Below are 15,895 nucleotides of genomic sequence, written 5' to 3' on the forward strand. Positions count from 1 at the left end.
GGGTACGTCACTTGGCGTCGTGGAAGACCAGGCCGAGCGTGTGCCGCAGCCCGGACCGTACGGTGCTCACCCCGTGCCGCACGGGCGAGGCCGACCAGCCCCGCGACGACCGCACCGGCCGGTCGCGCGTGGTGAAGATCAGCCCGTGCCCCTGCTCCAGCATGGTCACCGTCCCCCGCGACTGCGCCCGAGGCCGCTGCTCCACCAGCAGGAACTCGCCTCCGGTGTAGTCCTCGCCCGGCCGGTCGAGCCCGATCACGACCTGCAGCGGGAACACCAGGTCCCCGTACAGGTCGCGGTGCAGAGCGTTCCAGTCGTTCTCCTGGTAGCGCAGGAGGATGGGCGTGGGCTTGGTCTGCCCTGCCTGGTGGCACATGTCCAGCCACTCGCCGAAGTCGTCCGGCCAGGGCGCGGGCCGGCCCAGCTTGGCCGCCCAGTCACGGGCGATCGGCAGCAGGTGCGGGTAGAACGCGGCGCGCAGCCGCTCGACCAGGGGCGGGAACGGGCGATCGAAGTACCGGTACTGCCCGGCGCCGAACCGGTACCGCTCCATGTCGATGGTCGACCGGAAGAAGCCCACCTCCCCGTACAGGCCGGAGATTTCCTGACATTCCGCAGACGTGAGGAGCTGCGGCGTGAGCGCGCACCCGTGGGCGTTGACCTCGTCGGCGAGCTTCACCCAGTCGCACGCGCCGACGACATCGGGCATGCGGTCGTCGACCACTTCGGCCGGCTTCATGAGACGCCCCAGAGTTGCGGCTGCAGCGCACCCTCAAGGGTGAGCAGGTGGTGTTTGCGCTCGATGCCGCCCGCGTACCCGGTCAGCGCTCCGTCGGCGCCGACGACGCGATGGCAGGGCCGGACGACGAGCAGCGGGTTCGCGCCGACGGCCGCGCCGACCGCGCGGATCCGGTCGCGCGCCGCGCCGATGCGCGCGGCGATGGCGCCGTAGCTGGTCGTGGTCCCGTACGGGACTGCCGCCACCTCGGCCCACACCCGCTCCTGGAACGTGGTGCCGGGTGCGGCGAAAGGCAGCTCGAAGGAGGTGCGCTCACCGGCGAAGTACTCGCCGAACTGCCGCTCGGCCTCCGTGAACGCGTGCGGCTCACGCCGCCACTCCGCCCGCACGCCCACGTCGAACGACACGCGGGTCAGCGCCGAGCCGTCGCCGACGAGCAGGATCTCGCCCAGTGGGCTGTCGATCGTGGTGTAGATGTCCATACTCTCTACAACACCGCCGAGCCCGCGAAAGTCAGCGGTTTCCGGACGTCGTGGCGACCTTCTCGCGGCAGGTCAGGTGGACTCCCGGAGGACCGCGGCGTACGCTCACCGCAATTTCGAGCGAGGAGTGAACATGGCCGAGTCGCGAGAGCACACCTTCACCGGCGCGAGGGGCGCCAACACCGTCCGCGAATGGCCCCTTGACCTGCCTCGATACATCGCCATCCTGGTCCACGGGTACGGCGAGCACATCGGCCGCTACGAGTACGTGGCGGACCGGCTCGTACGGCACGGCGCCGCCGTCTACGGCCTCGACCACATGGGCCATGGCAAGTCGGAGGGCGACCGGGCGCTCGTCGAAGACTTCGAGGACGTGGTCACGGACGTGCACGCGGTGGAGGAACGCGCCAGAGCCGGCCATCCCGGCGTGCCGGTCGTGGTGATCGGCCACTCGATGGGCGGCATGATCGCGGCCCGCTACGCCCAGCGATACGGCGACGGCCTCGCCGCCCTGGTGCTGTCGGGCCCGGTGATCGGCGAATGGGAGATCGTGCCCGCGTTGCTGGCGTACGAGGAGCCGCCGGACACGCCCATCGACCCGGCCACCTTGTCCCGCGACCTCTCGGTGGGGGCCGCGTACGCGGAGGATCCGCTGGTGTGGCACGGCCCGTTCAAGCGGGCCACCCTGGAGGCGTTCGCCACGACGCTCGCGGAGATCACCAAGAGCGGCCCGCTCGGACCGCTCCCCACCCTGTGGGTGCACGGCGACGACGACGAACTCGTCCCACTCGCCGGCAGCCGCCCCGGAATCGAGGCCATCAGGGGCACGGACCTGACGGAGCGCATCTACCCGGGGGCCAGGCACGAGGTCTTCAACGAGACCAACAAGGACGAGGTCCTGGACGACGTGACGACCTTCATCGACCGCACCCTGCCCCGTTAGCGAACGGAAAGCCAGACATAGCCGGAGCCGCGCGTGCGGGTGAGCTCGACCTTCCAGCACCCGGGCTTCGGAAACACGAAGCCCGTGCCCCACTCGTCACCGGGCCGCCGCCAGCTCGACCCGGAGTGCTCCTCGGGCCCCCAGGCTCGCTTGGCGGAGGTCCCGTCCGGGAGCGTGGCCTTGACTTCCAACGGCCCGTCACCCGTCATCCGCCACACGATCTTGACCTCGTCGCCCCGGTCGAGCGGCAGCGCCTTGGCGAAGATCAGTCCCCACAACTCGGCATCCCGAGCCGTCCCCCGCACCTCTGGAAACCCTCCACCCAGAAACACCGCCGTGCCATTGCACCCCACCCCGGTAGCAGCTGGACTCGGTACGGACCCAGCCGCGGGAACCTCACCCGCACACCCGGCCGCCAGCAGGGACACAATCGCCAAACCCATCGATACCTTCACGCCATGACTACTCCAGATCGGGGCGGGAGGTTCCACCGAGAACAGGCAGAGTCACCGACGACGGATGCTCGGCGTCAAGGAAGACCTCGAACCGCGTGGACCGCGTCCGCACGGCCCGCTCCACCGGCTCCCCGGTCCCGTGCTTACGCGCGAACCGCGGGAACGCCCCGCCCGCCACCTGCACCCGCAGCCGATGCCCCAAGCGTACGGCTGCCCCTGCCGGGCGAGCCGGACCCGGACTCGCATTTCTCCCAGCGTGCGAAGAACTCACCGGGAGGGCGATGATTTTTCACTCGCGGGCATGTCTTCATCCATGAGGAGGCGATATGGGCGAGCAGGGACAGGCACTGGCTGCAGGGGTGGCGCTGCTGGAGCGGGCGATCGACTACACGCTCGGCAGCCTGCGCATCGTGACCCCGGCCGCCCTCTGCCGCCCGACGCCATGCGCGGCCTGGAACCTGCAGGCGCTGCTGGAGCACGTGAACGACTCCTTCCAGGCCCTCAACGAGGCCGCCTCGGGCCACATCCCGCGCCAACCGACCCCCCGCACCCCGCGACTGCAACTCCCACACCCCCGCATGCCCGACCGCCGCACCTGCGGCCAAAACCCGGCCCTGCTCCTCCGGGACGGCGCGACCGAGGTGCTCGGCCGCTGGGCAGGCACGATCACGAACGACCTGATCTCCATCGACGACCGGCACCTGACCAGCCCGATGGTGGCCGCGGTCGGCGCGATCGAGATCGCCGTACACGGCTGGGACGTGGCCAGATCCTGCGGCGAACACCGCCCGATCCCCCCGCTCATGGCTGAGGAACTGCTCGACCTGGCCCACCTGTTCATCACGAGGGACGATCGGCCGGACAGGTTCGCATCGCCGGTGACCGTGCCCGCGTACGCGCTCGCGCAGGACCACCTCCTCGCCTACCTCGGCCGCGACCCGGACTGGCTCCCGCACCCCTGACCAGCAGAATTCCCGAACCTCACGGACACAACAGCGGGGCCCACCCCGCATTTCCCGCCCAGACGCCGTACGATCATCCTGTAGGACCAGCCAGACCACTCACCCGGACACGGCTCTCCGGCAGAACCCACGATGGCTCGGCCAACGCGCCGAGAAGATCGTAAGTGTCCACCCCCACACCCCACCGTGCCAGGGGGACGAAACCGTCCGGCCCGGGTCAGCGGCTCGCCGAAGCTGACCGCCGCGACCAGGCCGACCAACGTGGTGGCGACGACCGTTCTTCGTGCGGCCGTCGCCACCACCCACGTCAGGTCACGCGACCATGCGTACGCAGCTCCAGGTGGGCAATCCTTCGCCAGTCGCCCACGCTGGTCACCGCGGCGGTGCTCAGGTTCGTCCCGCGGTGCTGGCGTTCCTGGGGACAGGCCGTCGAGGGCGGTGCCCGGCTCGCATCCATCGCGGAGGTGCCACTGCACCCACCACCGCCGGCCTCAATCGTCCCCCTTCAGCGTCTCCAGCACCCCCTCCCCGTACTTCGCCAGCTTGTTCTCGCCCACCCCGTTCACCTGGCTCAGCTCCCCCAGCGAGGACGGCGACGTGGTCGCGATCTCCCGCAACGTCGCATCGTGGAAGATGACGTAAGCCGGAACCCCCTGCTCCTTCGCGACGGCCGCCCGCCACGCGCGCAACCGTTCGAAGACCGGGGCGGCCTCCGCGGACAGCTCCACCACCGCCTGGGCCTTGGCAGAGCTCGTCTTGGTGCGGGCTGGACGCAGCAGGGTGTCGCGGCGCAGCAGGACCTCGCGTTGCCCGCGGAGCACCGCCGCGCTGGCGTCCGTCAGCACCAGGGTCCCGTGGTTCGACTCGACCGCCAGCAGGCCCTGGGCCAGCAGTTGCCGCACCACCCCGTGCCACTCCGCGTTGCCCAGATCGGCCCCCACCCCGAACACGGTCAGCGTCTCGTGCCCGTGTTGCAGCACCTTGGCGGTCTTCTTGCCGACCAGGATGTCCACTATCTGCCCCACCCCGAACTTCTGCCGCCTCTCCCGCGCCAGCCGCAGCACGGTCGAGAGCACCTTCTGGGCGGGGATCGTGCCGTCCCACGACTCCGGGGGCGTCTGGCAGGAATCGCAGTTGCCGCAGGGCTCGGAGCCCTTCTGACCGAAGTAGTCGAGCAGCATCACCCGGCGGCAGCTCACGCTCTCGCAGAGCGCCAGCATCGCGTCCAGGTGGAGCACCTGGCGGCGGCGGTGCGCCTCGTCCCCCTCCATGGCCATCCGCCGGTGCTGCACCACGTCCTGCAGCCCGTACGCCATCCACGCCGTGGCCGGCAACCCGTCGCGCCCCGCCCGCCCGGTCTCCTGGTAGTAGCCCTCCACCGACTTGGGCAGGTCGAGATGGGCGACGAAACGCACGTCCGGCTTGTCGATGCCCATCCCGAACGCGATCGTGGCCACCACGATCAGCCCCTCCTCCCGCAGGAAACGGGCCTGGTGCGTGGCGCGGATGCGGGCGTCGAGCCCCGCGTGGTACGGCACCGCCGCGATCCCGTTGTCCACCAGGAACTCGGCGATCTTCTCGACCGAGGAACGCGACAGGCAGTAGACGATGCCGGACTCGTCCGGATGCTCGGTGCGCAGGAACTCCAGCAGTTGCCGCTTGGGCTCGCTCTTGGCCGTGATGCGGTAGTGGATGTTGGGCCGGTCGAAGCTGGCGACGAAGTGGCGGGCCTGGTCGAGGCCCAGCCTGGCGGAGATCTCCTCGTGGGTGGCCGGGGTGGCGGTGGCGGTCAGCGCGATGCGCGGCACCTCGGGCCAGCGTTCGCGCAGCTCGGAGAGCCCGAGGTAGTCGGGCCGGAAGTCGTGGCCCCACTGCGCCACGCAGTGCGCCTCGTCGATGGCGAACACCGAGATCTCGCCCTTGGCCAGCAGCCGCATCGTGGCCTCGACGCGCAACCGCTCGGGCGCCAGATAGAGCAGGTCGAGCTCGCCCGCCAGGAACTCGGCCTCCACCAGCTGGCGCTCGTCGAAGTCCTGGGTCGAGTTGAGGAACCCCGCCCGCACGCCGAGTGCCCGCAGCGCGTCGACCTGGTCCTGCATCAGCGCGATCAGGGGCGAGATGACCACCCCGACGCCGGGCCGCACCAGGGCGGGGATCTGGTAGCAGAGCGACTTGCCGCCGCCGGTGGGCATCAGGACGAGCGCGTCGCCGCCGGCCACGACATGATCGATGATCTCCTGCTGGCCCGCCCGGAACGAGTCGTAGCCGAACACGCGGTGCAGAGCCTCGGTGGGGGTATCCATGCGGCTACCTTACGTGTTCGGGAGGCGGCGTTTCGTCAGTTCGCCAACGGCGATCGGCGGGAGTCCCATGAGCGTCCCAGCAAACCCGCATATGCCGGTCAGGCGGCCTGTCCACGACGATCGTAGTGTGCTACCTGCGATAGGCCGCTGAACGCGACCTATCGTAAGCCACCAGGGAGAGCGCGCCGAGCGCGCACGCCGCCGCCACCGCCCCCATGACCGCCGGGTACCCGACGAGCTGCGCGACCCCGGCCGCCAGCAGCGGTGCGATCGCCTTGGCCGCCGTGATCGGCAGGGCGAGGGCCCCGCTCAACGACGCGTACGCGGCGGTCCCGTACCGGTCGGCCAGTAGCGCGGGACGCGCGATCGTCCCGACCCCGAACCCGATCCCGAACAGCACCACCGCCCCGACCGCCCCCGCCACACTCCGCCCGACCAGCGGCAGGAGCACCGCCGCCAGCCCCTGCAGCCCGAACATGACCGCCGTGATCAACGCCACCCGCCACCGCGCCTGCAACCCCGTGGTGACCAGCCGCCCGGTCACCGAGAGCACCCCGAGCAACCCCGCCACGCTCGCGGCGAACACCGGCGCGTGCCCGAGCACGATCAGGTACGTGACCAGCAGCACCCCCATGACCGCAACCGCACCCGTCTGGGTCAGGAAGGCGGCCGCCAGCAACCAGAAGGGCCGCTCGCGCACCGCGGTCCCCACGATCTCCCGCCGATCCGCATCACTCGGCGCCCCCCGGCTCCGCACGGCCAGCCCGTGCAGGGGCACGGTGGTCACCGCGTACCCGGCGGCCAGGACGATCAGCGCCTGCCGCCACCCGTACCGGTCGACGAGGAACCCCGTCAGCGGCAGGAAGATGCTCGACGCGAACCCCGCCACCACCGTCACCGCCAGCAGCGCCCGCGCCCGCCTGGCCGCGTCGAACCAGGCCACGATCACCGCGAACGCGGCCTCGTACAGCACCATCGCCGACGCCACGCCCAGCACCCCGCACACCAGGTACAGCTGCACCACGGACCGCACCTGGGACCAGGCCAGCACCGCCAGCGCGCCCAGCACGGAGCCCGCCGTCATCAGCCCGCGCCCGCCGTGCCGGTCCAGCCAGCGCCCGATGAGCGGCGCCGCCACCCCGGACACCAGCACGGCCAGCGTGATCGCCCCGGTGAGCTGGGCTACCCCGGCGTTCAGGTCCCTGGACATCGGCGGAATGAACACCGAGAACGCGTAATAAAGCACGCCATATCCGACGGTCTGTGTGATCGCGAGTGCGCCGATCAGCCATGCGGGAGACTTCAACTCGGCGTTGGCGATCACGCCAGATTTGTTCCCGTTCATCTGCTGGAAATACGGTGATAAATGTCACTTCAATGGGCAGTGGGAATGCCAGGCAATAGCGTTCTGTCATGAGTCTTTCCTATGTGGTGACGGGCGGCGGACGTGGCATCGGAAAGGCCGTGGTCGAACGGCTACTCGGCGAGAAGAACACCGTCGTCGCCCTCGAACGCGACCCCGACGCCCTGGCCTGGGCGGGTCCCAGGGTGGTCCCGCTGATCGGCGACGCGGCCGACGAGGAGGTCGCCGCGTGGGCCGCCGACCTGGCCCAGGAAGCGGGCACCCTGGCAGGCTGGGTCAACAACGCCGCCGTGTTCCGGGACGCCTCCGTCCACACGGCTCCGATCGCCGAGGTCAGAGCGCTCATCGCGGCCAACCTGGACCTGGCCGTCGTCGGCTGCGCCACCGCCGTACGCCACTTCCTCGAAGCCGGTACGCCCGGCGCCATCGTCAACATCACCTCCCACCAGGCCACCCGGGCGGTGCCGGGAAGCCTCCCCTACTCCACCTCCAAGGCCGCCATCGAGGGCCTGACCAGGGCGTTGGCCGTCGAGTACGGCAGGCGCGGCATCAGGGTCAACGCCGTGGCCCCGGGATCGGTGGCCACGGAGCGCTACGAGTCGTTCCTGAGCGCGCAAAGCCCGGAGGCGGCCGAGGCCGTCGAGGAGCAGCTGGCCAGGCTGCACCCCCTGGGCCGGGTCGCCACGCCGGCCGAGGTGGCCTCCGTCGTGGCCCACCTGCTGTCGGACGAGGCCGCCTTCGTCAACGGTGCCACCATCCCCGTGGACGGCGGCCGTACGGTGCTCGGATTGGATCCAGAAGCCAGGGAATGAAAACCGTTGTCGCACGGTTTGAGGGGGCATGAAGCAGAACCTGCACCCCGCGTACCGTCCGGTCGTCTTCCGTGACCCGAGTGTCGGGTACGCCTTCCTCACCCGTTCGACCCTGACCAGCGCCAGGACGATCGAGTGGGAGGACGGCAAGACCTACCCGGTCATCGACGTGGACGTTTCGTCCGCCAGCCACCCCTTCTACACGGGCCGTGGCCGCATCGTCGACTCCGCCGGCCGCGTCGAGCGCTTCAACCAGCGCTATGGCAAGCGCTGAGCGCATCGCCCAGGGCCGTCGGCAAGATGTGACCCATGCTCGACTCGCTCCTGTCCGCCCGGCTCGAGGCCGCCAACCGCATCCTCGCCGCCGGCGCGGGCGGGGGCTTCGACGTGTACGCCGCCCTTCCCCGCGCTGACTCACTCTGAGCGGCGGGCATGCTCGGGCTACTCGTGGGTAAATGAGAGGCACCGGCGTGAGAGCAAGTGGTGATCGCGATGAGTCTCTCTGGAAGGGAACGCCGCATTCTCGCTGAGATCGAGCTGGCTCTCGAGCGAGACGACCCCGAACTGGTCGAGCGCGTGGCGGCGATCAACAGGATCGAGTCCGGCGAGGACGCTTTCCCGCGAGCGTACGGAGATCGGTTGCGCATGTGGGCGCTTGCCCACGTCTGGATGATCTTCTCGGTCGGCGGCCTGCTGATCGTGCTCCTCTTGGTCGCAGTCCTGACGACGTGAGCCGGTCAGACGTGCGCCGGGTCAGCGGCGGTGCCGTAGCACCAGCAGGTCGATGGCGGCGATGATGGCCACCACGGCCGCGATCGCGGCCTCCCAGCGCCAGACCTGCTCGCCCGTGTTCATGGCGAGCACGGCGAAGATCACCGCGAGTACGACGCCGAGCACCAGCGCCACCAGGGACAGGATCCGCCGGGCGCGCACCGGGCTGCGCGCGCTCAGTGGCTCCGTGCCCTCGCGGTTACGCAGCCACATGACAACCCCCTTCAGGCCAGGCACCTCAGGGCCGAGGCGATCCGCGGGTCCACCCCATGGGACCCCGGCAGGCGCCCCACCGTCGCCTCCACGAACTCCGGGTACGACAACGACGCGCTGACCCCGTTCACCGCCGCCCAGATCTCGTCCGCCGTCTGCTCGACCTGCACCTTGGCCTCCTGCTCCGCCAGCACGAACCGCCCCACCGCCACCCGCCACAACGTCCTGAAGTCGGCCTCCTCCTCGGACACGGGCGCTCCGACGTCGTCGGCGTGGGTGGCGTACTCGGAGTCGTAGTGGAAGGCCTGCCTGCCCGCGGGATAGGGCCCGGCCATCGTGTCGAGCAGGCCGTCGGGCCCCTTCGCCCGCATGCGCTCGCGGGTCTCGCCGTTCTGGGTCCGCCACTCCGCCAGCACCTGTTCGACCGGGGTGTCGCGGCGCTGGCGTACGGACCACTCGTTGAAGTCGTTGAACCCGCTCACCCCCGCGCGGGCCAGCCGGGTCAGCAGGTCCGCCACGTTCCCGTCGAGGCAGGCGTGGTTGTACAGCTCCTCCCCCGCCAGGTGCCCCAGCACGTCGCGGACCGACCAGCCCGCGCAACGGGACGGCCGCTGCCAGGCGGCCTCGTCGAGCCCCGAGAAGTACCGGTCGAGCCGGGCCGCTTCGGCGTCGAGGATGTCGAACGGGTTGAAGTCTCTGAGCAGGTCCTCAGCCATACCCGGACGCTACCCCTTATGTCCCGATTTTCACGGCTTTGGATCCAATGGTGGACTTGACCCGGTTGTACTCGTTGGTGCAGGAAGGGGCGCGTTCGGCGGGAACCCAGCCGCCCTGGGCGATCCGGGCGTACCTGGCGGGGTCGGCGCCGTACAGGAGGCAGGCGAACGTGGCGGACTCGGCGGTCCCCGAGAGGTGGTCGATGCCGGCGTGCCCGGCGGCGAGCAGGTGGCGGGCCTCGGCGGCGGGCACCACGCGCTTGGGCTTGTCGGCCGCGAGCGTCAGCGCCGCGAACTGGTCGGCCTGCTGGTCGCTGTCCGCCAGGCCGTTGAGCGTGCTCAGCGCGTGGCCGAGCTCGTGGTGGAACAGTACGGTGAGCGCGCCGTCCACGCGGGCGGCCGTGGTGCCGGCGTCGGCCTCCTCGGTCTCGGAGATCCCGGTCATCGTGTCGCTCACCTTGTCCACCAGTGAGTAGCAGATCGTGATCCGGCGCTCGTCGTGGTCCCAGGTGGCCGCGGGTGAGTCGCAGTCGCGGGCGACGACCTTGACCTTCTCGGGCAGCCGGATCCGGGTCTCCAGCGCGTCACTGTCCTTCAGGAGCTTCCTGGCCTGCTCGGCGCGCGGCGAGTCCGGGTGCTCGTAGCGTACGGACAGCTCGGATGCGGGCGCCGTCCCCAGTGTGCTCGTCATGCTCAGGACGAGGGCGATCACGGGGTACGGCATGCGAGGCTCCTTCGGGGGTCGATCATCGCAATGGGAATCACCATAGGGCGATCGAATGATCGATAAACCTGGGAACCCTAAAAAGCCAGAGGCCCGGCCCCCCGAGGGCCATGGACCGCGCAGCGATCATGGTTTTCGGGGGGCCGGGCCTCAGGGGTGTGGCCTAGCGGCGCCACCAGGAGCCGTAGACCCGCACGTAGTCGGTGCGGCTCGTAGCCCCCTCGAGCTTGCGGCTGCCGCTGTACACGGCCTTGAACGTGCCGCTCTTGGAAGCGCGCGTCTTGGTGGAGAACTTGCCGCCCCACGAGGTCCAGTCGGAGGCGACCCACTTCCAGCCGCTGGAACCGTTGGCGCGGAAGTAGATGTTCACCTTCTGGCCGCGAACGCCCTTCCAGCCGTCGTCATCGACCTGGAGACGACCGGAGAAGTAGATCGACTTGCCCTTGCGAACCTTGGACGGGTCGGCGCTGAAGCGCGAGATCCGCGTGTCCGCCTTGCCCTTCTGGATCTCGACCGAGAAGAACGCCGAGTCCTTGGCGAGCTCCTTGCCGGCACCGTCGAACGCCACCGCGGTGGCCTTCCACTTGCCGGCGGGGTCGTTCTCGTCGAAGCCGATCGCGAAGCGCCAGCTCTCGAGGCTCTTGACGTCCTTGGCGCGCAGCGTGTGGAAGCCCTCGGCGGGCGCCACGCTGAGCTCGACCTTCTTGACGTCGGAGCTGGCCCCGATGTCGAAGTACGCCGTGGTCTCGCTGCCGGCCTTGACCACGACCGGGTTCGGCGAAATGTCACGGATCTTGAGCTGCGTGTCAAGCTTGGTGGCGGAGGCGGCTCCCGCGCCCGACACCAACATGGCCCCGCCCACAAGGGCGGAAATGATGCCTACTGCGAACTTTCTCATGAGGGTGCTGATTCCTCTCCCCGTATTGACGTGTGAGCCGGCCCGGGGTGGCCGACTCCCTTTACTACTTTGAGGCACCAGATGGGGAAAAGGTTGGCTAAAGTTACAGAAAATATTTGATCACGGTCTTAACCAGGACTTATGCGGAAAAATCCGTTTTGAGTTGACTTGACCCACTACAGTCTGGCTCATGACCGACGTCTACACCCTCGGCGAGCCCTTGGGGGTCGTCTCCAGCGGCCGGGTCCGCCACGAGAGCGAGGCCCGGCTGGACGTCTGCGGGCCTGAGTTCACCCTGGCCATCGCCCTGGCCAGGCTCGGGCACCGGTCGGCCTACCTGGGCAAGGTCGGAGACGACGAACTGGGCGCCAGAGCGCTCACCGTGCTCAGGGGCGAGGGCGTCGACGTCGCGGACATGCGGGTGGCCGAGGGGCTGCGCACGGGGCTGCTCCTGAGGGACTCCCCCGTGGGCAGAGACCTCAAGGTCACCCACTACCGCACCGGCTCGGCGGGCTCCCGCCTCACGCCGGGCAACGTCCCGATCGACCGGATCGCGGCGTCGAAGATGCTCCACGTCACGGGCCTGACGGCGGGCCTGGGCAGGGACGCGCTGGACGCCGTGCGCGCCGCCCTCGGCGCCGCGAAGAACGCCGAGGTGATGATCTCCTTCTCGGTCGAGTACGTCCCGGAGTTCTGGCCGTCGGTACGCGAGGCCGAGGACGTGCTGGGGGAGCTGGCCTGCGACTCCCACCTCCTCTTCCTCCGCCAGGACGAGCTCGACCTGGTCAAGCCCGCCCTGACGCCGGAGCGGGAGGTCGTGGTGGACCGCGGGGCGAAGGGCGCCAGCGTACGGGCCGACCGCATGCGCTACGACGTACCGGGCTGGCAGGTCCCGGTGGTGGACACGGCAGGCGCCGCGGAGGCCTTCGCGGCCGGCTACATCAGCGCGGCCCTCGACGGCCTCACCCCCCAGGAACGCCTGCACCGCGGGGCGCTCCTGAGCGCCGCCGCGGTGACCAGCGTGAGCGACTGGCAGGGGTTGCCCACCAGGGGCGATCTCTAGTTCACGGTCATCGTGAAGGTCGAGGTCGTGTTCTTGATGTTCTGCGCGTTGTTGCTGAAGCGCAGGTTGTTGAACGTGGCCGAACCGACCGCCGGGCCCTGGCCGGGCTCGGGCAGTTCGTTGACCCAGACGCCGAACCCGGATTTGGCGTCGAAGGCGTCACCGCTCTTCTGCGCCCCGCTGATCGACACGTTCGTGAAGACCGTGTCCGTGATCGGGTTCAGCGGCGTGCTGCCCGAATAGCCGGTCTGGAACATGATCCCGCTGTACGTCGGGTCCACGATGTCCAGGTTGCTGACCCGGATGCCCTGGAACACCTTCGATGAGGAGAACAGCCACATCGCCGGGAACGTCTGCTGTCCCCAGAAGTGCCCGCCCGACCTGACCAGCGAGATGTTGTCGAACGTCGTCGGCGGGCTGGCGCCGAACCCGTGCATCGGGATCCCGAAGTCCAGCGAGCTGATCGTGACGCCGGGGTACGTCAGCGTGTCGGCCACGTAGATGTTCCTGAAGGCGTTGTTGTAGCCGCCGTACACGGCCACGCCCGCGGCCCGCCAGGTGAGCAGCGAGGTCAGGTTCTCGAAGACGTTGCCGAACTGCTCGCCGGAGTTGTTGTCGATGGCCGAGAACAGCGCGAAGCTGTCGTCGCCCGTGGACCTGGTCTCGATGTTGGTGACGTGGTTGCCGGTGCTGCCGTTGGTCATGTTCAGGCCGTCGGCGAACACGTTCCTGATCCGCGAGTTCCTGATCGTCATGTTGTCGGTGTTGGTGCCCCACAACAGGCAGATCTGGTGCTCGGCCCAGATGTTGTCGATCGTGATGTTCGCCACGTTCGAGAGGTCGAACACCTTGCCGGGGCCGTCGATGCGGGAGGTGTAGTTGCCGAAGTAGGCGAAGTTCGCGAACGTCGAGCCGTTGGCCGTCGCGTCCGCGCGGAACCCGACGTCGGTGTTCTCCTGGCCCGAGGGCGAGAAGAACCTCGTGTACCAGGGGCCGGCGCCGACGATCCGGACGGACTTGCCGTACACCTGGAACTTGCTGGAGGCCTGGTAGTCGCCCGCGGGCAGGTAGACGCCGACCAGGTTGGCGTCCATGCGCGCTCTGTCGAGCGCGTTCTGCACGTCCTGCTGGGTGAATCCGGTCGGTACGGCGTACTTCGCCGGGTCCGGGTTGGCGATCGGGGTGACCTGCTCGAAGTCGACCAAGTCGATCGCGTACGTCTGGGAGTTGGCCGCGTCCTTCTGCAGCCTGATCTTGCTGCCCTCGGGGACGGTGGTGCCGAGCAGCACGTTCGCCTCGTCGTAGATGTGCCTGGGCGGTCCCGAGCCGGGGGAGTTGTTCGGGCTGGCCTCGGGGCCGTAGAGCCAGGCGTAGCGGGAGGTCAGGTTGATGGCCTTGAGGAAGGTGCCGTTGACGTAGACGTTCAGGGTGGAGTTGAGGCCGCCGCCGCCCGAGGCGTCGGGCATGGAGAAGCGGGTGACCAGGGTGTTCGTGGGCGCTCTGGTGGTGAACTCGACGTACGCGCCGTTCTGGTTCAGCGTCACCGCGCGCCGCCCGGAGGCCTCGCCGGCGATCGTGCCGATGTCCCGGCTCGGGCCGACGCGGGCCGCGCCGCCGCCGATCACGCCGTCTTCGGCCTCGTACGTGTCGTACGGCATGTTCGCGCCGCGGCCCACGAAGAGCGGCAGCTCGCTGGTGTTGTTGGCCCGCTTGACCGGCAGTTCATTGGCGTCGTCCGCGAGCACGGTCTTGATCGTGTACTTGCCGTTCGCCGCGGTCCACGTGCCCAGGCCGACCGGGCTGGTGGTGGCGCCGGGGGCGATCGCGCCGCTGGTCGAGCCGGTCAGCGTCCTGACGACGGTGCCGGAGTCGTTCGTGACGGTGAGCGTGATGCCGTGAGCCCCGGAGGACGACGCGACCGTGCCCTGGTTCTTGATCGCCACCGAGAACGTCACCGTGTTGCCCGCGGCGGGGTTGCCCGGCGTCCAGGCGACGGGGGAGGCGATCAGGTCGGCCGTGTCGACCGGTCTCACGGTCAGTGTGCCGGTGGCGGTGTTGTTGGTCTCGTTCTGCTCGATGACCTGGTTGGCCTCGTCCACCTTGGCGGACAGCTGGTACGTGCCAGCATCCCTTGTCCCGATATTTGCTGACACGGTGGTCGACGCCCCTGCGGCCAGCGCGCCCACACTGGCGCTGCCGACCTTGGTGGTGCCCGCGTAGAAGTTGACGGACGTCGCGGCGGAGCCCGCGGTGCCGGCGTTCCGCACCGTGGCCGACAGCGTGACCGCGTCGGTCTCGATCGGCGAGGCGGGGGAGGAGGTCAGGTTCGACACGGTCAGGTCAGGGTTGGCCGCCGGGGTGCCGAAGATCTGGAATTCGGCGACCTGGCCGCCGGGGGCGCCGGTGTTGGCGGTGATCTGCAGGCGGACGTCGGCGGCCTTGGCGGTGACCGGGATGGTGACGGTGTTGCCGGTGGCCGGGTCGAAGGTGTAGGTGGCCGAGCTGACCAGGTTGGTGAAGGTGGTGGCGCTTTGTTCGCGGCCGAGGACCTGGATGGTCTGGGTGCGGCGGCTCCAGGCCGGGTCGGGGTTGAGTTTGAGGGTGAGGGAGGTGAGGTCGGCGTTGGCGCCGAGTTGCACGGTCAGGGTGTTGGGGTAGGCGGCGCCTTCCCAGTAGGTCTGCAGGTTGTTGTCGTTGGCGTTGGTGGCGATGTAGGTGTGGGTGTGGGAGGACTCGGTGATGGTTTTGCCCAGGGCCAGGTTGGTGCCGTCGCCTGGGGGGTTGTCCGGGGTGCTGCCCCAGATCTCGAGTTCGGAGAGTTGGCCTGCGGGCCAGCCGGTGTTGGCGGTGATGCTCAGGCGGACGTAGCGGGTGCTGGTGGCGGCGAAGGTGATCGTCGCGGTCGGGTTGAAGGTGTAGGTGGCCGAGCCTGCGAGGGTGGTGAAGCTGGAGCCGTTCGGGCTGGTCTGGACGGTCAGCGTCTGGGTGCGGCTGGGCCAGCCGGAAGGCAGCTTGAGGACCAGTTTGTTGATGTCGGCGGTGGCGCCGAGGTCGACCTGGATCCATTGCGGGAAGGCGTTATTGGCCGATTCCCAGTAGGTGGCCTGGTTGCCGTCGGTGACGTTGGCGGCGGTGTAGACGTCGGTGGAGCTGCTGGCGGCGGCGGGTTTGCCGGCGGCGAGGTTGGTGTCGGCGGCGGCGTGGGCGGCGGGGGCGGCCAGCAGTCCGATGGCTAACGTAAGGGCGGCTAAGAGTGCTCTCATGGGGGTGGCCCTTCGGGTAAGGCGGTTGGCCGAACCATAAGATGTCGAGCAGATAGCCGCAATATTTCGACTGGATTTCGCAAACAATTGACTGACTGAAGTCGTACGGTGCAGTCTTTCTGTGCTGGTCAGGAAGCTGGGAGCCCCAGGAAGGCCGTCGTGGACGCCGCGCAAGAGCCGACGTCCGA

Annotated in this window: 16 protein-coding genes; 6 read left to right on the plus strand and 10 right to left on the minus strand. The window is 69.2% G+C overall.

Features of this window, described 5'->3' with window-relative positions:
• Positions 1-7: 7 nt before the first annotated feature.
• Complete coding sequence (locus tag ACFLIM_RS06330) at positions 8-739, minus strand: 2OG-Fe(II) oxygenase (RefSeq protein ID WP_393162872.1); 732 nt, start codon at positions 737-739, stop codon at positions 8-10.
• Entirely contained in the window at positions 736-1,221 is a 486-nt protein-coding gene (locus ACFLIM_RS06335; RefSeq protein ID WP_393162874.1) for a methylated-DNA--[protein]-cysteine S-methyltransferase, read from the minus strand. The genes ACFLIM_RS06330 and ACFLIM_RS06335 overlap by 4 nt, the downstream gene beginning before the upstream one ends.
• 133 nt (positions 1,222-1,354) lie before the next feature.
• On the opposite strand from ACFLIM_RS06335, the gene ACFLIM_RS06340 reads away from it, so the two are divergent.
• Positions 1,355-2,164, plus strand: coding sequence for an alpha/beta hydrolase (locus tag ACFLIM_RS06340; protein ID WP_393162876.1), 810 nt, complete (start codon positions 1,355-1,357; stop codon positions 2,162-2,164).
• Here the strand turns inward: ACFLIM_RS06340 and ACFLIM_RS06345 are convergent.
• Positions 2,161-2,469 (minus strand): hypothetical protein, encoded by a 309-nt coding sequence (locus ACFLIM_RS06345; RefSeq protein ID WP_393162878.1) that lies wholly within the window; start codon positions 2,467-2,469, stop codon positions 2,161-2,163. The genes ACFLIM_RS06340 and ACFLIM_RS06345 overlap by 4 nt on opposite strands.
• A 476-nt stretch (positions 2,470-2,945) precedes the next feature.
• Here ACFLIM_RS06345 and ACFLIM_RS06350 point away from each other — a divergent pair, with 476 nt between their 5' ends.
• Positions 2,946-3,581, plus strand: coding sequence for a maleylpyruvate isomerase family mycothiol-dependent enzyme (locus tag ACFLIM_RS06350; protein WP_393162880.1), 636 nt, complete (start codon positions 2,946-2,948; stop codon positions 3,579-3,581).
• 491 nt (positions 3,582-4,072) lie between these two features.
• Here ACFLIM_RS06350 and recQ read toward each other — a convergent pair whose 3' ends face one another.
• Both recQ and ACFLIM_RS06360 read right to left on the minus strand, forming a co-directional pair.
• Positions 4,073-5,884 carry a DNA helicase RecQ gene (gene recQ / locus ACFLIM_RS06355; RefSeq protein WP_393162882.1) on the minus strand — a complete coding sequence of 604 codons (1,812 nt, stop codon included), beginning with the start codon at positions 5,882-5,884 and terminating at the stop codon, positions 4,073-4,075.
• A gap of 130 nt (positions 5,885-6,014) precedes the next feature.
• On the minus strand, positions 6,015-7,208 hold the full coding sequence (locus ACFLIM_RS06360) for an MFS transporter (protein WP_393162884.1): 1,194 nt from the start codon (positions 7,206-7,208) through the stop codon (positions 6,015-6,017).
• Between the two features lie 89 nt (positions 7,209-7,297).
• On the opposite strand from ACFLIM_RS06360, the gene ACFLIM_RS06365 reads away from it, so the two are divergent.
• The 3 genes from ACFLIM_RS06365 to ACFLIM_RS06375 all read left to right on the plus strand — a co-directional run bounded on the left by ACFLIM_RS06365 (position 7,298) and on the right by ACFLIM_RS06375 (position 8,791).
• Positions 7,298-8,059, plus strand: coding sequence for an SDR family NAD(P)-dependent oxidoreductase (locus tag ACFLIM_RS06365; protein ID WP_393162886.1), 762 nt, complete (start codon positions 7,298-7,300; stop codon positions 8,057-8,059).
• 28 nt (positions 8,060-8,087) lie between these two features.
• Positions 8,088-8,333 (plus strand): type B 50S ribosomal protein L31, encoded by a 246-nt coding sequence (locus tag ACFLIM_RS06370; RefSeq protein WP_393162888.1) that lies wholly within the window; start codon positions 8,088-8,090, stop codon positions 8,331-8,333.
• A 218-nt stretch (positions 8,334-8,551) separates the two neighbouring features.
• Positions 8,552-8,791 (plus strand): DUF3040 domain-containing protein, encoded by a 240-nt coding sequence (locus ACFLIM_RS06375; RefSeq protein WP_393162890.1) that lies wholly within the window; start codon positions 8,552-8,554, stop codon positions 8,789-8,791.
• Positions 8,792-8,812: 21 nt separating this feature from the next.
• Here the strand turns inward: ACFLIM_RS06375 and ACFLIM_RS06380 are convergent, their stop codons facing one another.
• The 4 genes from ACFLIM_RS06380 to ACFLIM_RS06395 all read right to left on the minus strand — a co-directional run bounded on the left by ACFLIM_RS06380 (position 8,813) and on the right by ACFLIM_RS06395 (position 11,381).
• Complete coding sequence (locus tag ACFLIM_RS06380) at positions 8,813-9,043, minus strand: DUF6343 family protein (protein ID WP_393162892.1); 231 nt, start codon at positions 9,041-9,043, stop codon at positions 8,813-8,815.
• Positions 9,044-9,054: 11 nt separating this feature from the next.
• Positions 9,055-9,759 (minus strand): maleylpyruvate isomerase family mycothiol-dependent enzyme, encoded by a 705-nt coding sequence (locus tag ACFLIM_RS06385; protein WP_393162894.1) that lies wholly within the window; start codon positions 9,757-9,759, stop codon positions 9,055-9,057.
• 16 nt (positions 9,760-9,775) lie between these two features.
• Positions 9,776-10,483: a DUF4344 domain-containing metallopeptidase gene (locus ACFLIM_RS06390; protein ID WP_393162896.1), complete on the minus strand. Its 708-nt coding sequence runs from the start codon at positions 10,481-10,483 to the stop codon at positions 9,776-9,778.
• Between the two features lie 163 nt (positions 10,484-10,646).
• Positions 10,647-11,381 (minus strand): hypothetical protein, encoded by a 735-nt coding sequence (locus ACFLIM_RS06395; RefSeq protein ID WP_393162898.1) that lies wholly within the window; start codon positions 11,379-11,381, stop codon positions 10,647-10,649.
• Between the two features lie 190 nt (positions 11,382-11,571).
• On the opposite strand from ACFLIM_RS06395, the gene ACFLIM_RS06400 reads away from it, so the two are divergent.
• Complete coding sequence (locus ACFLIM_RS06400; protein ID WP_393162900.1) at positions 11,572-12,444, plus strand: sugar kinase; 873 nt, start codon at positions 11,572-11,574, stop codon at positions 12,442-12,444.
• On the opposite strand, the gene ACFLIM_RS06405 is transcribed toward ACFLIM_RS06400, so the two are convergent.
• A complete protein-coding gene (locus ACFLIM_RS06405) occupies positions 12,441-15,707 on the minus strand; it encodes a discoidin domain-containing protein (RefSeq protein WP_393162902.1) in 3,267 nt (1,088 codons plus the stop codon). The genes ACFLIM_RS06400 and ACFLIM_RS06405 overlap by 4 nt on opposite strands.
• Positions 15,708-15,895 lie beyond the last annotated feature (188 nt).

Origin of the sequence: Nonomuraea marmarensis (assembly GCF_043197025.1) — a bacterium.
Classification (GTDB): domain Bacteria; phylum Actinomycetota; class Actinomycetes; order Streptosporangiales; family Streptosporangiaceae; genus Nonomuraea; species Nonomuraea marmarensis.